This is a genomic window from Brevibacillus sp. 1238 (genome assembly GCF_029892995.1).
Lineage (GTDB): Bacteria > Bacillota > Bacilli > Brevibacillales > Brevibacillaceae > Brevibacillus > Brevibacillus parabrevis.
Map to the genome: position 1 here is coordinate 461,335 of NZ_JARXWC010000001.1, position 16,951 is coordinate 478,285.

A 16,951-nucleotide genomic window follows, 5' to 3' on the forward strand; every position below is an offset into this window, starting at 1 on the left:
AAATGTATGAAGTAAAGGCAATTTGAACAAGTCGTAAAAATAGTGAAAATAGACGTAAAGATTGTGCAAATCAACGCTCGTCCCTTCCTAGATAATGGGTAGGGAAGGCATAGATACACATTTCCCAGAGAGGATGGATGATGGATGGGCACTGCCTATTGGCTGACCAATGTTCGTTTGGAGACGGGCTATCGCAGGGAAAACGGAGTCGTCGCTGGAACGGATGCATCCTTGTTTCACATCTTGATAAAAGACGGAAAATTTGCACGTATTGCACAGGCGACGGAGACACTTGCGGACGATTTGCCGCAAAAAGACGCCAAAGGGCTTTTGGCGTTGCCGTCCTTCATTGAAAAACATGTGCATCTGGACAAGACACTCTTGGGCGAGCCGTGGCGGGCTGTCATTCCGGTAGCGAACATTATCGAGCGCTGCGAGATTGAAAAGCGGGCATTGCCAGCCTTGCCGACGACTACGCAGGAGCGGGCGGAAAACCTGCTGTCCGTGCTGCTGTCTTACGGTTCCACACACGTGCGCACACACGTCGACATTTATCCGGAAGCGGGCATCTCCAATCTGGAATCGGTGCAGGCAGCGCTGGCTACTTATGCGAATCGGGTAACTCATGAGATCGTGGCATTCCCGCAGCACGGACTTTTGCGGACGGATGCGCAGCCGCTGTTGCGTGAGGCGCTGCGCCAGGGCGCGACACATGTCGGCGGAGTAGATCCAGCAACGGTAGACGGCGATCTCGAACAGTCGCTGCACCAGATGATGGAGCTGGCGGTCGAGGCGAACGCCGGGGTTGATTTGCATTTGCACGACCCGGGACATTTGGGAACGTTTACGATGAAAAGGCTTGCAGCCATGACGGTAGATGCCGGATGGCAAGGCCGCGTAGCGATCAGCCACGCTTTTGCGCTCGGGGACATTCCCGTGCCGGAAGCAGAAGAGATGGCGACGATCTTGCGGGAAGCGGGCATTACGATTATTTCCAGCGTTCCGTTCAGCCGGGCGATCCCGCCTGTGTCATTGCTGCATCAAAACGGAGTGGACGTGGCGCTTGGCTGCGACAACATTTTTGATACGTGGCAGCCGTACGGCAACGGCGACGTGCTGGAACGCTTGTGGCGCTTGGCGGAGCGCAACCGTTGGCTGGACGAGCTGGCTTTGTCCCAGTCGCTTCGCTTCATTACGGGCGGGAAAACGACTTTGGATGCGAATGGCACGCAGCTGTGGCCTGCTGTCGGAGAAGAAGCGAGCCTCGTTCTGGTGGAAGCGTCGTGCTCGGCTGAAGCAATCGCGCGGCGGGCAGATCGCCAGGCGGTCTTTTTCAAAGGAAGCCAGGTCGCCGGACAAGTGGAAGAAGCGACCACAACGAAGGGATGATCGCAAATGAAGGCATCTCCGTACTGGATAATTAACGCTCGCCTGGAGTGCGGGTATGAGTGGGATCAGGGAGTTGTCACAGGAACGCGTACCGAGCTGTGCGATTTGCTTATCGAGAACGGGAAAATCACCCGAATCGTTCCGTCCAGCGAAATTTTGGAGGACGGAGTGCCAAAAAAGGATGCGAAGGGTCTGTTGATTTTGCCTGCGATGGCGGAAAAGCACATCCACTTGGAAAAAACGTATTACGGCGGGCCGTGGAAAGCGACGACTCCGGTGAAAAACTTGTTTGAACGGCACGCGGAGGATCGCACGTTGCTGCCGATGTACTTGCAGCAGGCACAGGCGGGAGCGGAGAGCATTTTGTCGCTTTTGGTGGAAACGGGCGTTACGCACGTGCGCACGCATTGCCACGTCGACCCGACTGTCGGCTACGGCTTTTTGGAGGGCATGCTGCGGGCTTTCGAAACTTTTACAGACAAAGTGTCGCATGAGATTGTCGCCTTCCCGCACTACGGCATGCTGCGCACGCAAGCACGCGAGACGGTGCGAGAGGCGCTGCGCCAAGGAGCGACGCATGTGGGCGGCGTCGATCCCGGCGGCGTCGACCAGGATATCGAACGCTCGCTGCAAACGATCATGGAGCTGGCTGTGGAAGCGGATGCCGACATCGACTTGCATCTGCACGACCCTGGGCACCTCGGACTTTTCACGATCAAGCGGATCGCAGCGATGACGGAAGAGGCAGGGTGGCAAGGGCGTGTCACGATCAGTCACGCGCTCGGGCTGGGAGATGTGTCGCTGGAGGAGGCGAGAGAGGTGGCGCAGCAGCTGGCAACGCTCGGCATCTCGATCGCATCGACGGTTCCGATCAACCGCCCGACGATTCCGATTCCGCTGTTGCACAAAGCAGGCGTCGCCGTCATGCTCGGCAACGACAGCCTGACAGACAACTGGACGCCGTTCGGAAGCGGAGATTTGCTGGAAAAAGCAGGCCGACTCGCGGAACGTTTTCGCCTGACGGATGAGCGGTCGCTGGGAGTGGCCCTCGGCTTCGTGACAGAGGGGCGCATTCCGCTGGACGATGCGGGCAATCGTCTGTGGCCGCTGGTAGGGGATGAGGCAAGCCTGATGGCAGTAGAAGCCGCTTCTTCGGCAGAAGCGGTGGCAAGGCGGGCGAAGCGCAGAGTGGTGCTGTTTCAGGGCAACAGGGTAGCGGGCGAATGGTAACAGGCAACAGGCGGCGCGACATGTGGCGAAGAAGCCAACGGTCGGCGGCAAGCCTTGCGCGGTGACAGCGGTTTTTTACAAATCCCATCTGGAAAGGATGTTATGAATACATGTCTACAGCCTATTGGATTACGAACGTTCGCCTGGAGCGTGGATACCGGACAGAAAATGGCAAAATAGTCGCAACCGACACAGAGCTGGCGCACCTTTTGATCGAGGACGGCCGGATTGCCCAAATCGCCTATGGCGACGAGGCGGGGGCGAGCGGACTGCCTGTCAAAGATGCGAACGGCTTGTTGGCTGTACCGTCGTTTCAGGACATGCACATCCATATCGACAAGACGTACTACGGCGGCCCGTGGAAAGCGGTCACTCCGGTCAAAAGCATTTTGGAGCGTCTGGAAGAAGAGAGTCGACTGATGCCCAAGCTGTTGCCGACGGCGCAGGAGCGCGCGGAAAAGATGCTGGAACTGCTTTTGTCCGCCGGTTCGACGAAAATTCGCAGCCATTGCAACATCGACCCGTATATCGGCCTGAAAAACTTGGAGGCGACACTTGCTGCCATGGAAACGTTCAGCGGCAGGTTGGAATGCGAGGTCGTTGCTTTCCCGCAGCAAGGGCTTTTGCGCAGCAACCAGGTGGAGAACATTCGCCAGGCGCTGAAAATGGGCGCGACCTACGTCGGCGGCGTCGATCCGGCGACTGTCGATCAAAACATCGAGAAATCGCTGGCGACGATTTTTGAACTGGCGGTAGAAGCGGATGCTCCGATCGACGTTCACTTGCACGATCCTGACCATCTCGGCATTTTCACGTTCAAGCGTCTGGCGAAAATGACCGAAGAGGCAGGCTGGCAAGGCCGCGTCACGATCAGCCACGCCATCGCTTTGGCTGACGTCAGCCTGGAGGAAGCGGGAGACGTAGCCGAGATGCTCGCCGCACTCGGCATCTCGATCACTTCTACCGTTCCTGTCAACAAGGCGACTATTCCGATTCCGCTTCTGCGCGACAAAGGCGTCAAAGTCATGCTCGGCGACGACAGCATTACCGATCACTGGTCGCCGTTCGGCCAGGGAGACAGTTTGGAAAAGGCAGGACGATTGGCGGAGCGCTTCCGCATGCAGGATGAGCGTTCCTTGTCCCAGGCGCTGGGCTTTATCACAGGCGGCAAAACGCCGCTCGACAAAGAGGGCAACCGCCAATGGCCGAATGTAGGAGACGAAGCAGACATGGTGTTGTTGCACGCTTCCTCTGCGGCAGAAGCGGTGGCGCGCCGAGCGAAGCGTCAGGCTGTCGTGTTCCGTGGCAATGTGGTGTCCGGGGCGCTGTAAGCTGACAGGTACTTGAAACGTTACGTACCATTTGCTGCAAAACATTCATGGCCGTTTTGTTGACTGCAAGCGGTCACATCCCATTTCACGAAAAACGTCGAGATGTTTTCACAGAAAAAAAGAGGCAGACCGCTTGCGGTTTTGCCTCTTTTTTGGCGTATGGAGCCATGCTTGTTTGCTAATGCGTTCGTGAAACAGCCCGTTCTTCCTATGAAATCAACGCCTGAGACGACAGACAGCGCGCGATCATTCCTGGCCAAGCTTCACGATTTGCTCGCGGACGTTTCCTTTGCATACGCCCCCGTGATAGCAGACGACGGCTTCCAGGTCGAGGTCTGCATACTTTTTCAGCGAGCGCCGGGCTGCATCCATATCTGGTGTCGTCGGGGCATGAATGCCGCCGATCATCCCGTCTACACTGTACAGCGAATCTCCGGCAATGAGCGTCTTGCTCTTTTTTACATACAGGCTGATATGTCCGGGAGTATGTCCGGGCGTATGAATGACGCGAATCCCGCCGCAAAAAGGCAGCTCCTGACCGTCACTTACCGTATGATCTACTCTGCCTTTAGGGGGATGTTCCAGGTGGCTGTCTTTTAACAGCGGCAACTCCCCTTGAATGTACGGCTGATCCAGCGCGTGCGCGTAAATTTTCACACGTGAACCGCATTCCTGCAAAATCTCAGGCAGACAGCCGATATGGTCCATGTCCTGATGCGTCAAAATCACGGCTTGCAGCTGGGCGAGCGGCACTCCTGCCGCGTCCATGGCTGCGCGCAAATCTTCTATTTGTCCGGGAAAGCCTGTGTCTATCAAAACGCTCATTTCTCCCTCGCGCAGAAGCATGGGGTGAACGATATTCCCGTGAAAATCGAGCGAAAGCATGTAAACCCCCGGTGAAATCTCCGCCGCCATTGTCATCGCCATCAACCTTTCATAAAATTAAATTTTTACGTAAATATATAATATTACGTTGGTTTTGCCGTTGTCAATCTTTACCGGATGATTTGGCTTGCTGCCCTTGACCTGGTTGTATCGTGTGGCACAAGAAAAAAGCTCCCGACTGTACACACTCAACAGTCGGGAGGTGGCTTGCCTCTTCGTCGGATAGGGAAAATTTCCTTGTTTTTTATTTATTTCACATATAAAAATATTGAAAAATAAATAAAAGTAATATAAGATAGTGCCCGAATCTACCAAAAATAGGAAGCGGTGCATAAGAATGATAAAGAGATCTGTATTCGCTATTGCTGGTCTTGGCTCATTGTTATTGTTTGCGAATAGTGCTTCAGCCGACATCACGTCTGCGACTTCATCTGTCGACATCAGTAGCTCACCCACAAGTAGCTACAAAGTAAAGTTTTCCGCTAAGACGCTTAATAATAATGCGAACGCTAAAGTGTATACTTTGTATAAAGGAGTCGTGCTCGTAGACGAAGTAGAGGATAGAGTTCGGACGTCAGGTGCTTATACTTCCAGTCATGAGCCGAAAATTAGATACAAGGTTGAGAGCGAGCATACTGAAAGTCTAGGCGCTGGACCAATAAGTGACTTCAAAATGTCCTCGGATACGGCCGTGTATGATCCGATTGATTGGACACTCGTTAAGGAAGATCCACATGAAGCCAAAGAATACGAGAATCTACTCGTACAAAGCGCCAATGAAATTGCTGACGATACTGGAATAGACTTGTCAGAATACACTGTAGTCGACAAAGAGGTAGTTTTCAATTTGGACAAAGACCTCTTTAAAGAGGTCAACGCCGTGACTAAGATTTCGATTGGTGATATACGCCCACAAATCTACCTCCATGAATCCCGTGAAAGTTTGTATGTACTGAAGCAATCAGCAGACGGGGAAAGCACGGTTACGGAATTTGTACTGGAAAACGATAAGTGGGAAAAGCAATAGTGTAAGGGGGGAGGTAGCGAAAGCTGCCTCTTTTTTCTTTCTTTAATGTCACAACTGCCATCCGATTACGGATGTATCCACATACACTACGAAAAGGGGCGGCATGCCAAATGAAAAACAGATACGAAATCAGGGGAGACGGATGCTTGCCAGCTCCCCACCTTGGCTGCGTTCTGCTTCCACGCGTCGCGCCGGGCGCTCTGTGGCCAGACTTGCTGGTCACAACCGCGCTCCTCGTTCCTCCCGCCGCTGCAGCCAGCTCATCTCGATGCTTGCCAGCTCCCACCTTGGCCGCGTTCTCCTTCCAGACATGGCGCCTGGCACTAGTTTTCCCCTCGTCTCTCCAACGCCCCATGCACGACTTTCCCTTTGAACATGACAGCAGCCCGGCGCGATCTTCTGGCGATGGCTTCGGCGGAGCAGGAAGCTTCGGCAAAAACGATGCTCGCTTCGTCACCAGCTTTGGGCCATGCGCGGTTGCCAGCGCGGTCGAGCGTCGTTTTGCCGCCTGTGATGAAAAAGAGCGATTGCACCAGCGAGCGCTCGTCCACCCAGCGATAGCGCTCCACGAGGCGATTCAGCTTCTCCAGCATGTCGCCCGTTCCGTACGGCGACCACGAATCGTAGAAACCGTCATAGCCAAGAGCTACGCGCACGCCTTTTTCGTGCAGGATCGGTACGGGAGGCATCGCTCGGTTGATCGGCACGGTCGTCATGATCATCGTGCCCAATCGGGACAAGCGCTCCGCCATTTCTGTGCTTTCCTCGACAGATACATCACCGAGAGCAAAGGCGTGGCTGATCGCCATCCGGTTTTGCCAGCCTGCTTCTTCTGTCAGGTCGAGAATGCGCTTGATCGTATAAAAGCCGAGCGTGCCCGGATCGTGCAGGTGGATATCGACATCGGCGTCAGCTTCCACGGCAATGTCCATCATCTCGCGCAGCGAACCTTCCAGCTCGTTGTCGATTCCGGCAGGGTCCAATCCGCCGACGAGCGTAGCGCCTTCTTTCATCGCCTGTCTCATCAAGGAGCTTGCTTGTGTGCGCAACAGCCCTTGCTGCGGAAAAGCGACAATCTCGTAGGTCATCCGGTCGCTGTACGCTTCCAGTGCGGCCCGTACGCCCTCCAAGTTTTTCAGGCCGATGTACGGGTCAATATTGACGTGCGTCCGTACATGTGTGGCACCGCCGTTCAGCAAAAGCTGCAACATCGCTTCGGCCCGCTTTTGCGTGGTTCCGGTCATCAGCGGCATTTCTGTCGCTTCGAACTCTAGGCGATCAATCAGCTTTTTCGGAGGGAGACACGACTTCCAGGTAGCGCCTGCATACGTTTTGTCCAGATGGTTGTGCTTTTCCACGAACGACGGGAGCGCAAGCAGTCCGTTGGCGTCCTGCTGCAGAAGCGTTGTGTCGAGTGGCTTGGTCGCGGAAACGATCTCGCTAATCACCCCGTCCTGGATTTTCAGGTGGCAAAGCTCGGAGCGTGTGTGGACAACCCCATCCTCTCCGGTTTCAAATCCGCTATCGAGACGAACGTTGGTTAGCCAGTATGAGTATGCTTGACTCACAAAAAATCAGCCCTTTCGCATGAAAAATAGTAAGAGGATCGTTGAAAAAAGCCCAGCCTAGCTTCATTGCTCTCTATTAATTGTAAGGAATATTTTGAATAAAGATTTGCAGCTTCTTTACGAGTTTTTGCATGATTTTTACTTATTGGCGAAATTCTTGCCGTTTTTTGAAAAGTAGTAAAGATTGTGCAAATACATGTAAAGCAATTGAAACAAACTTGACAGAATATTTCTTATACTGGCAAAGGATACAAAGATAGATAGTGGAGAGTGTGAGCACGAATCCGGAAGCAAGGGGGAGGAGCAGCATGAAAAAGAAACTGACAGCCAAGTATGTCATCGGGTACGACGGAGAAGACCACATCATCATCAAAGACGGGGAAGTCGTCTACGAAGGTGAGACGATTTTGTATGTAGGACATGCGTATGACGGAGAAGTGGACGAAGTGACCGACTTGGGCAATGCCGTGATCAGCCCGGGGTTCATCGATCTGAACGCGCTTGGCGATATTGACCACGACATCGTGCATCTGGAAGTGTCGGCGCAGCGAAACAAAAATTTGCTCTGGTCGGAAGCCTACTACAACAAAGGCTACCACGAGGTCATGACGCCGGAGGAAGAGGCGTTCAAATCGCTGTACGCCTACAGCCAACTGATCTTGAACGGCGTGACGACGGCGATGCCGATCACCTCTGTCTTTTACAAGCGCTGGGCAGAGACGTACGAGGAACTGGCAGCGGCAGCGGAGCATGCAGGACGTCTGGGACTGCGCATGTACATGGGACCGAGCTACCAGTCGGGAATGCGCGTCGTCAAGGCAAATGGCGAGATTGAAGTGCTGTGGAACGAAGCGGAAGGACGGGCAGGGCTTGAGCGGGCTGTCCAGTTCGTCAAAGACTTTGACGGCGCCCACAACGGCCTGATCCGCGGCATGCTCGCGCCGGAGCGGATCGAGACGCAAACGCCGGAAAATCTGGTTCTGACGAAACGCTACAGCGATGAGCTGGGTTGCCCGATCCGCCTGCATGCGGCGCAAGGAAGCTACGAGTACACGGAAATTCATCGTCGCCATGGCATGTCGCCCATCCAGTACCTCAACGAAATCGGGTTCCTGGGCAAAAGGACGGCGATTCCACACGCGCATTTCATCCCTGGCTACAGCGAAGCGACGATCGGGGAAGGCGACGATCTGGCCATCCTGCAAGAAACGGGAACAACGGTCATTCATTGCCCGCTCGTCATCGGACGCCACGGCTCCGCGCTGGAATCTTTTGCCCGCTACAAGCGTCGCGGCATTAATATCGCGATCGGGACGGACACGTTCCCGCCAGACTTCATCCAAAACATTCGCACGGCCAGCATGCTTTCCCGCTTGCAGGAGCGCGATGTGGCAGACTCCAGCTACGCGGATATTTTCCGCGCGGCAACACTGGGCGGCGCCCGCTTCCTCGGAAGGGACGATCTCGGCAGACTCGCTCCGGGAGCGCAAGCCGACATCATCGCGATCGACCTGGACGGATTCCACATGGGAACCGTTGACGATCCGATTCGCACCCTGATCATGTGCGGCTCCGGGCGCGATGTGAAGCTGTCGATCATCGCAGGACGCACCGTAATGAAAGACCGCGTGCTGCCAGGCGTTGATCTTGCGGAAATCAAGGAGCGCGGCCAACGCTATTTTGACAAAATGCGCCTCGGCTATGTGGAGAGAGACTATCAGCAGCTTGGGGAAAAAGAACTGTTCACCCCGTCGTTTCGCATCGTCAACAAACCGTAACGCTCTACACTAAAAGCCAATCCAAAAAGCACAATCTGCTGTTGTATAGCGGATTGTGCTTTTATTTTGCGCGCAACACACGCAAAAGTGGCAGCTCAACGCAAAAATCCTCCTTCCGAATGAATGATTTGTCCGGTAATCCATCCCGCTTCCTCGCTTGCCAAAAAAGCGACCAGACGTGCCGCATCTTCCGGTTGGCCGATCCTGCCCATGGGGCTGCGCTTCAAGAGGAACGGCACCAGCTCTTTTGACATCCATCCGGTATCTGTAGGGCCGGGATTGACTGCGTTGACGGTAATTCCGAGCGGAGCGACTTCTGCGGCAAAAGTAATCGTGAACGCATCCAGCGCCCCTTTTGTCGCGGCATAGGCGATTTCGCCAGGCATGGGGCCTTTCGATTGCCCGGAAGTCAGGTGAATAATCCGGCCGTTGCCAGGCTGGGAGAATCGACGGGCAAATTCGGCGCTGAGCATGATCGGCGCGCGAACGTTGAGCGCGTAATGAGCGTCCAGACTGGCAGCCGAAAGCGACTGATAATTGTCGGAAGTGGAATGGCAAGCGTTGTTGACGAGAATACAGGGAGCGCCAACCTGCGAGCTGGCTTCATCGAGGACATGCGACCACGAGTCAGGCTTGGACAAATCGATTTCGCTGCACGCGCACTTTACTCCATAGCGGGTCAACTGTTCGCGCAGTTGCGCTGGCTCATCGTCTTGTACCCCCCAATCCATTGTCTTGTCGTACGCTGTCCAATACGTGAAAAACAGATCAATCCCTTGTGCAGCCAACGCTCTGCATATGGCAGCACCAATACCGTTCAGCCGACTTGCTCCTGTGACGATGGCGACTTTTCTACTCATAGGCACGAAACCTCCTCAGCGATAATGGATCATTTGCGTTTTGCCCACGGGTAATCAAAACAAGTTCAGCAACAACGATGGCGGAGCCAAGTAAATATACCCGATGATGAGATAGGCGAACAGCAAGAAAAAGCAAATCCCGGAAATGGTGAGGTGTATGCGAATTTTTTTCGGATGGTAACCAAACAAACCGAGGAGCAGGCAAACGAAGCCGACGATTCCCAGCAAAAGCGGGATCGCGATGATAATATATTCATTCATGATAAAAATCACCCCACTTTACTACCTTCTTTTCGTTCCATGTAAAAGTCCAATCTTTGATGGGATGCGTGAGCACAACCAGAGCGCTGTTTTTGCAAAATGCAGTCCATTTTTCTTGCGCTGATGAATACTGCCTTTTTTGGGAATAGTCAATCACTTCGCTGTTCGCTCGCACATGCCGATGAAAATCACCCGATTCCATGAACAGGTACAACGTTTTCTGGAAAATGGGCGCAGCGTACTGGTCGTAGCTGTTGCTTTTCGTCAGGAAGCGGTCGAGCAGTGCGGGAGGCAGAACGAGATAGCTGAGCCGAATAGAGGGGCACAACACTCTGGAAAACGTTCCGACGTACACGACGCGTCCGTTGGAGCATGTCGACTTCCATTCCTTTCGTTCCTGGCACTGGAAAAAGCAGAAAACTGGATATTTCTTCTTTGTCTTTGTAAAATTAAGGATATTCTACATCATAACATCTTTGCAAAGCGAATCGGAAGCAGGGATGAGAAAGTCGCACGCGACATGGAGGAGAGAAGCAATGACGATGATTTTGCCTCATATCGAAAAGATGCCCGGCAATGTGAAAGGCGCGATGCCCTCGGCGGGAACAAAAGCGATCCGCCTGAATCTGCGATCGCACGCCATCTCGCGCTTGCGGCGTTGCGCGATCAAAGCTATATGCAAGAGACGACAGGCAGGATCAAGCGGACGCGGGCGGTTTTTTCCAAGCAGCTTGAATCGCTCGGTTTCAGCGTCGTCCCAGCGCAGACGAATTTCATTTTGTGCCAGCCACCAGCGAAGGCAGAAGGACAGTCTGCGCGCGAGCTGTATGAAAAGCTGATGGAGCAAGGAATTTACGTGCGCTATGATCAACTGCCGCGCCTTGCGGACATGTTGCGCATCACAGTCGGAACGGAAGCGGAGATGGAAGAGGTTTATGCTGCACTTTCCCCGATGATAGAGTAACTTTCCTGTTAGCCGTTTCTGGCAAAAGGAAAGTTAAGCTGGCAATCATTCGAAATAGTTGATATTTTAAATATATAAAGCTTATTTCAGAAATGCAGGATTTTAATAATCAAGGGAGATGTAGAAGATGGAGTGTCAGCTAACGATTGTCCGAACAGAACAGAAAAAAGAGAAGCCAGCACTCGACAAGCTGGGGTTCGGCGTGCATTTTACCGACCATATGTTCACGATGGATTACACGGAAGGAAAAGGCTGGCACGATCCGCAAATCGTTCCGCACGCTCCGCTGACGCTCGATCCGGCTGCGATGGTACTCCACTACGGACAAGCGATTTTTGAAGGAATGAAAGCATACCGCAACAAAGCAGGCAAGGTGCTTCTGTTCCGTCCGGAGCAAAACTTCAAGCGGATGAATCGGTCCCTGGAGCGGATGAGCATGCCGCAAGTGGACGGGGAATTTATGGTCGATGCGCTGAAACAGCTGGTAGCGCTTGAAAAAGAATGGATTCCGGCAGAGAGCGGCATGTCGCTGTACATCCGTCCATTCGTGATCGCTACGGAGCCATGTTTCGGCGTGCGTCCATCGCACACGTACAAGCTGATCATCGTTCTGTCTCCGGTTGGCGCTTACTATGCAAATGGTATGGAGCCAGTGAAAATTTACGTAGAAAACAAATACGTTCGCGCTGTCCGCGGCGGTACAGGCAATGCCAAAGTAGCGGGGAACTACGCAGGCGCTCTGAAAGCACAGGCGGAAGCCAAGGAAAAAGGCTACGAGCAAGTGCTTTGGCTGGATGGCGTAGAAAATAAATACATTGAAGAAGTCGGCAGCATGAACGTATTTTTCAAAGTGGGCGAAGAAGTGTGGACCCCTGCTTTGAACGGCAGCATTTTGGAGGGAATCACCCGTGATTCGACGATCCACCTGCTGAAAGACTGGGGCATCCCGGTAGTAGAAAAGCGGATTTCCGTCGAAGAATTGTACGAGGCGTACACAAAAGGGCAACTGGAAGAGGCGTTTGGAACAGGCACGGCAGCGGTCATCTCGCCAGTCGGCGACCTGAACTGGAACGGCCACCAAATGATTCTCAACGGCGAAAAAACAGGCCCGTTGACCACCAAACTGTACGAAACAATGACCGGAATCCAGTATGGCGAAAAAGAAGACAAGTTCGGCTGGTCTGTAGAAGTCAGCGAGTAATTTCATAACGACAATGCGACAAGCTGCAAAGCATGCCTTCCTCGTCTCGACGAGCGGGGGCATGTTTTTTTATGGCGCTACGCCAGCGAGATTTGCCAAGTTGCTTCCCTCAACGTAATCAAAAATGACCGAACGCGCAAAAAAGCACTGCCCACTCAGTGACAGTGCTTATTCACAACAACAGGCTAGACGTGCGCAAGCTCTGGCGCGTGCATGTGCAGGGGTGGGGAAATCAGCCAGCCCTTTTCCTTGAGGATGCGTTGCAGACGAAAACCGGAGTGCGCTTTCGCAAAGTGGAACTCGGCAAACATCAAGCCGATATCCTCGCGCAGCGACTGGCTCATGACCTGGCTGCATGTCAGCAAGCCTCCGGCAATATCCCGGGCAATTCCCAGGGCAATCTCGGAGTCGTTGAGCCTGGCTCCGACCGGAATGCTGCTCCGATCAGCCAGTGGCCGATCGGGAGGGGAAGGCGGCAAGGCGACGCCGTTTATTTTAAGTACATCCTCCAACTGGTCAATTTCCTTTTTCATCGTTTGCATGATATCTTCGAGAAAGTCCTTCAAATCCGTATCGCCAGCATGATTCATCGCTGTCTGATAACCAGCGAGCAGAGCTTTTGTCGTCGCCAAATAAACCCAGACGCCAAACACTTCGCCATAATGCAGCGGCTCTTGTTTGGAATTGTCACCAAAAATCCCCATGCCTGTCCTCCTTCTGATGCCGTTCATCTGACGGCGGCACTCGAATGATCTTCCGCCCATTGATAAGATTCGCCATGCACGGCAAATTCACCGTGGAAAATGTAGGCACTCGCCTGGTAGAGATTTTTTTAACATTCAAAAACAACAAGGTAAAGATAGTGAAAAAGAAAGTAAAGATCGTGCAAAGATTAATAGTAAGAAAATTAGTAATATTTTGTTATGTCATTATTTTTCTTTTTACCAACGAGACAAAGGGGGCATTTTCATTGAAGAAAACGCGCATCGTACGTTCCATTCTTGCTTTGTCTGTCGCGTTTGCGACCGTTTTGACAGGCTGTTCCGGCACCTCGCAATCGCAACCGGCCGCGATCGGCTCCAACTCCGGACAAGCAACCGGCAGTCCTGCGCCATCCACCCCTGCTGCGGCTGGCGGCGGTACGTTGATTATCGCCCGGCTGTCTGACGCGAACAACCTCGACCCGCATTTCAGTACGCAAATCAACTCCATGGCAGTCGTGCAGCACAAAATGTACGAAGGTCTGGTGATGATGGACCGCAACAGCGAGTACAAGCCGCTTCTGGCGACAGAATGGAAACAGAAAGACGATGTGACATGGGAATTTACTTTGCGAGACGGCGTGACGTTCCACGACGGAACCGCGTTTGATGCGGAAGCTGTGAAGAAGACGATCAATCGCATTTTGGACAAAAACCAGCCGACTCCGAAGGCAAACATGTTCGGGATGATCAAGGAAGTCAAAGTGATTGATCCGAAAAAAGTGGAGATCATTTTGCATTATCCATTCGCGGGATTGCTTTCTGTCCTCGCCAGCGCCGAGGGCGGCATCATCAGCCCGAAGGCGATTGAGCAGTACGGCAAAGACCTGGCCAAGCATCCGGTAGGGACAGGCCCGTTCGTCTTTGAGTCGTGGACGCCCGGTCAGGAAATCGTCATCGTCAAAAATGAAAACTACTGGGGCACGAAGCCAAAAGTGGACAAAGTCGTGTTCAAGACGGTTCCGGAGGACACGACGCGTGTCGCGATGGTGGAGACAGGCGAAGCGCACGTTGCCGAGCAGCTGCCCGTCACGGAGCTGGAGCGGGTGCAAAACTCCGCGAATATGTCGCTGGGGCGCTTCGAGTCTTTTGCCGTGGATCATATCGGGATGAATGTCAAAATGAAGCCGTTTGACGATGTCCGCGTCCGCCAGGCGATTGCGCATGCGATTGACAAGGAAGCGATTATTCAAGGCGTCTACAATAACGTCGGCAAAGTCGCGATCTCTTCGCTCGGTCCAAAAGTAATCGGCTATAGTCCGAACATCAAGACGCCTGAGTACGATTTGAACAAAGCCAAGCAATTGCTCACAGAAGCTGGATACGGCAACGGACTCAAGGCGACCGTGTACTTGAATGACAACAAAGCGCGCATCAACGTGGCAGAGGTGTTGCAATCGCAGTTGAAAGGCATCGGCATTGACCTGCAAATCCAGGTGATGGAGTTCGGGGCGTACCTGGAGCTGGCGGCAAAAGGCGAAGCCCAGATGTTCATCAGCGGCTGGGGCAATGCCACAGGCGACGGCGACTACAACCAGTACAACTTGTTCCACAGCACGTCTGCGGGAGTGCCAGGCAACCATTCCTTCTACAGCAATCCAAAAGTCGACGCGTTGATCGAAGCAGCACGCAAGGAAAAAGACCCGGAGAAACGCAAGCAAATCTACGCAGAGGCGCAACAGATCGAGATGGACGAAGTGCCGCTGCTCCCGTATCGCAGCTCTGAAAACCTGGCAGCTATCGCGAAAAATGTGCAGGGCGTCTACATCAGCCCTTCCGGCTACATCGAGGTCAGCGATGTGACGATTCAATAGGCTGTGCCAAAAGTCTCTCCCAATTGCTGGGAGGGGCTTTTTCTTTTGCTATCCTAATATGTGGAAAAGGCAAAAAAAGAGTAAAGAAAGTGAAAATAGTAGTAAAGAGAGTGAAAAAATAATACCTGAATAGTAGGTAAAATGAGACATGCGCGAATGATCAAAAAATTATAGCACATCCGGCGCAAACAAAAGAGGGGGAAACACTACATGAAAAAGACGCGCTTTTTCCAGACGCTGATCGCCATGACTGTTGCCGTATCGGCAGCGCTGGCCGGCTGCTCGCAGGCGCCAGCGCCAGAAGCGGGGACGAACGCCAATACGTCCGGGCAAACAGCAGCGCCTGGCACGGGCAAAGCAGGTGGCACACTGGTCATCGCCCGGTTGTCGGACGCAAACAATCTGGACCCGCACTTTCTTACGCAAATTAATTCGGCAGCTATCATTCATCACAAAGTATACGAGGGTCTGGTCCGCATGGACAAAGAAAGCAAATACGTCGGTTCGCTGGCAAGCGAATGGAAGCAAGTGGACGATGTGACGTGGGAGTTTAAACTGCGCACAGGCATAACTTTCCACGACGGCACCCCATTCAATGCAGAAGCGGTGCAAAAGACGATCGCCCGCGTCCAGGACCCGGCAGTCGGCTCGAACCGCGCCAACCTGTTCGAAGCGATCAAGGAAGTAAAAGTCGTGGATGACAACACGGTGCAATTTATCCTCAACTACCCGTACGCTCCGCTGTTGTCCGTTCTCGCCAGCGCAGAAGGCGGCATCCTGTCGCCAAAAGCGATCGAGCAGTACGGCAAAGACTTGACCAAGCATCCAACCGGAACAGGGCCGTACAAGTTTGAATCGTGGACGCCAGGACAAGAAGTTGTGCTGGTGAAAAACGACAACTACTGGGGAGACAAGCCGAAGCTGGACAAGGTTGTCTTCAAAACAGTACCAGAAGACACAACCCGACTGGCTATGGTCGAGACAGGCGAAGCACAAGTGGCTGAACAACTTCCTGTAACAGAAGTAGACCGCGTGAAAAACTCGGCAAACATGACACTCGGCCGCTATGCGTCCTTCTCCAGCGAGCATATCGGCATCAACAACAAGAAAAAGCCGTTTGACGATGTGCGCGTCCGTCAAGCGATTGCGCTTGCGATCGACAAGCCGACGATCATTCAAGGGGTGTACAACGATGTGGGAACGGTCGCTCATTCCTCGATCTCTCCTACGATGGTCGGCTACAGCGCGAACGTAAAAGACCTTGGCTACGACATCGAGAAAGCGAAAAAATTGCTGGCGGACGCAGGCTATGCCAACGGCTTCAAGGCAACCGTCTACCTCAATGACAACAAGGCGCGGGTCAACGTAGCGGAAGTATTGCAACAACAACTGAAACAAATCAATGTCGATCTGGAAGTCAAAGTGCTGGAGTTTGGCGCCTATATCGACGCAGCGAGCAAAGGCGAAACAGACTTGTTCATCAGCGGCTGGGGCAACGCGACAGGCGATGCTGACTACAATCAGTACAACTTGTTCCACACGAAGTCTCACGGCGCGCCAGGCAACCACTCCTTCTACAGCAATCCGGAAGTAGACAAGCTGATCGAAGAAGGACGCAAAGAGAAAGACGAAGAAAAACGCAAACAAATTTACGAAAAAGCGCAACAGCTCGAAATGGATGAAGTAGCAGTCGTGCCTTACCGCTTCGCAGAAAACTTGGCAGCGATTGAAAAAGGGGTAGAGGGCGTCTGGATCAGCCCGGCTGGTCACATCGAAATCGACGAAATCACCTTGCCATAACCGCAAGCTTCCAAGAGCAATGAATCGCAGCATAGCCGAGTTCCTTGAAGGGATCAGCTATGCTGCTCTACTTTCAAAACAA

The 16,951-nt window shown here is 53.2% G+C and carries 15 protein-coding genes; 9 read left to right on the forward strand and 6 right to left on the reverse strand.

Annotated elements, in window-relative coordinates:
* The first annotated feature begins 144 nt into the window (after nucleotides 1–144).
* The 3 genes from M2298_RS02095 to M2298_RS02105 all read left to right on the forward strand — a co-directional run bounded on the left by M2298_RS02095 (nucleotide 145) and on the right by M2298_RS02105 (nucleotide 3,950).
* Nucleotides 145–1,389, forward strand: coding sequence for an amidohydrolase (locus tag M2298_RS02095; RefSeq protein WP_173596192.1), 1,245 nt, complete (start codon nucleotides 145–147; stop codon nucleotides 1,387–1,389).
* A gap of 6 nt (nucleotides 1,390–1,395) precedes the next feature.
* Nucleotides 1,396–2,619, forward strand: a complete 1,224-nt coding sequence (locus M2298_RS02100; RefSeq protein WP_280648171.1) for an amidohydrolase — start codon at nucleotides 1,396–1,398, stop codon at nucleotides 2,617–2,619.
* Nucleotides 2,620–2,729: 110 nt separating this feature from the next.
* Nucleotides 2,730–3,950 (forward strand): amidohydrolase family protein, encoded by a 1,221-nt coding sequence (locus M2298_RS02105; RefSeq protein ID WP_173596194.1) that lies wholly within the window; start codon nucleotides 2,730–2,732, stop codon nucleotides 3,948–3,950.
* 246 nt (nucleotides 3,951–4,196) lie between these two features.
* Here M2298_RS02105 and M2298_RS02110 read toward each other — a convergent pair whose 3' ends face one another.
* The gene (locus M2298_RS02110) at nucleotides 4,197–4,871 is read right to left on the reverse strand and encodes an MBL fold metallo-hydrolase (protein WP_280648172.1); all 675 of its coding nucleotides are present in this window, start codon (nucleotides 4,869–4,871) and stop codon (nucleotides 4,197–4,199) included.
* A 301-nt stretch (nucleotides 4,872–5,172) separates the two neighbouring features.
* Between M2298_RS02110 and M2298_RS02115 the strand changes: the two genes are divergently transcribed.
* On the forward strand, nucleotides 5,173–5,862 hold the full coding sequence (locus M2298_RS02115; protein WP_280648173.1) for a hypothetical protein: 690 nt from the start codon (nucleotides 5,173–5,175) through the stop codon (nucleotides 5,860–5,862).
* A gap of 323 nt (nucleotides 5,863–6,185) precedes the next feature.
* On the opposite strand, the gene M2298_RS02120 is transcribed toward M2298_RS02115, so the two are convergent.
* A complete protein-coding gene (locus M2298_RS02120; protein ID WP_280648174.1) occupies nucleotides 6,186–7,430 on the reverse strand; it encodes an amidohydrolase family protein in 1,245 nt (414 codons plus the stop codon).
* 308 nt (nucleotides 7,431–7,738) lie between these two features.
* Between M2298_RS02120 and M2298_RS02125 the strand changes: the two genes are divergently transcribed.
* Nucleotides 7,739–9,208, forward strand: a complete 1,470-nt coding sequence (locus M2298_RS02125) for an amidohydrolase family protein (RefSeq protein ID WP_173598364.1) — start codon at nucleotides 7,739–7,741, stop codon at nucleotides 9,206–9,208.
* 95 nt (nucleotides 9,209–9,303) lie between these two features.
* Here M2298_RS02125 and M2298_RS02130 read toward each other — a convergent pair whose 3' ends face one another.
* From M2298_RS02130 to M2298_RS02140, 3 genes are read right to left on the reverse strand one after another with little or no spacing between them, the layout of a single operon-like run.
* Entirely contained in the window at nucleotides 9,304–10,068 is a 765-nt protein-coding gene (locus tag M2298_RS02130; RefSeq protein ID WP_173596198.1) for an SDR family oxidoreductase, read from the reverse strand.
* A 54-nt stretch (nucleotides 10,069–10,122) separates the two neighbouring features.
* Nucleotides 10,123–10,329 (reverse strand): hypothetical protein, encoded by a 207-nt coding sequence (locus M2298_RS02135; RefSeq protein WP_122963105.1) that lies wholly within the window; start codon nucleotides 10,327–10,329, stop codon nucleotides 10,123–10,125.
* On the reverse strand, nucleotides 10,322–10,684 hold the full coding sequence (locus M2298_RS02140) for a hypothetical protein (RefSeq protein WP_233454203.1): 363 nt from the start codon (nucleotides 10,682–10,684) through the stop codon (nucleotides 10,322–10,324). The genes M2298_RS02135 and M2298_RS02140 overlap by 8 nt, the downstream gene beginning before the upstream one ends.
* A 165-nt stretch (nucleotides 10,685–10,849) precedes the next feature.
* Between M2298_RS02140 and M2298_RS02145 the strand changes: the two genes are divergently transcribed.
* Nucleotides 10,850–11,293 (forward strand): aminotransferase class I/II-fold pyridoxal phosphate-dependent enzyme, encoded by a 444-nt coding sequence (locus M2298_RS02145; RefSeq protein ID WP_122963106.1) that lies wholly within the window; start codon nucleotides 10,850–10,852, stop codon nucleotides 11,291–11,293.
* Nucleotides 11,294–11,420: 127 nt separating this feature from the next.
* Nucleotides 11,421–12,494: a branched-chain amino acid aminotransferase gene (locus tag M2298_RS02150; protein ID WP_122963107.1), complete on the forward strand. Its 1,074-nt coding sequence runs from the start codon at nucleotides 11,421–11,423 to the stop codon at nucleotides 12,492–12,494.
* A 185-nt stretch (nucleotides 12,495–12,679) separates the two neighbouring features.
* Here the strand turns inward: M2298_RS02150 and M2298_RS02155 are convergent, their stop codons facing one another.
* Nucleotides 12,680–13,198 carry a DUF3231 family protein gene (locus M2298_RS02155; RefSeq protein WP_122963108.1) on the reverse strand — a complete coding sequence of 173 codons (519 nt, stop codon included), beginning with the start codon at nucleotides 13,196–13,198 and terminating at the stop codon, nucleotides 12,680–12,682.
* Between the two features lie 266 nt (nucleotides 13,199–13,464).
* Here M2298_RS02155 and M2298_RS02160 point away from each other — a divergent pair, with 266 nt between their 5' ends.
* Nucleotides 13,465–15,069, forward strand: a complete 1,605-nt coding sequence (locus M2298_RS02160) for a glutathione ABC transporter substrate-binding protein (protein ID WP_217021937.1) — start codon at nucleotides 13,465–13,467, stop codon at nucleotides 15,067–15,069.
* 210 nt (nucleotides 15,070–15,279) lie between these two features.
* Complete coding sequence (locus tag M2298_RS02165) at nucleotides 15,280–16,869, forward strand: glutathione ABC transporter substrate-binding protein (RefSeq protein ID WP_122963110.1); 1,590 nt, start codon at nucleotides 15,280–15,282, stop codon at nucleotides 16,867–16,869.
* The last annotated feature ends 82 nt before the right edge of the window (nucleotides 16,870–16,951 follow it).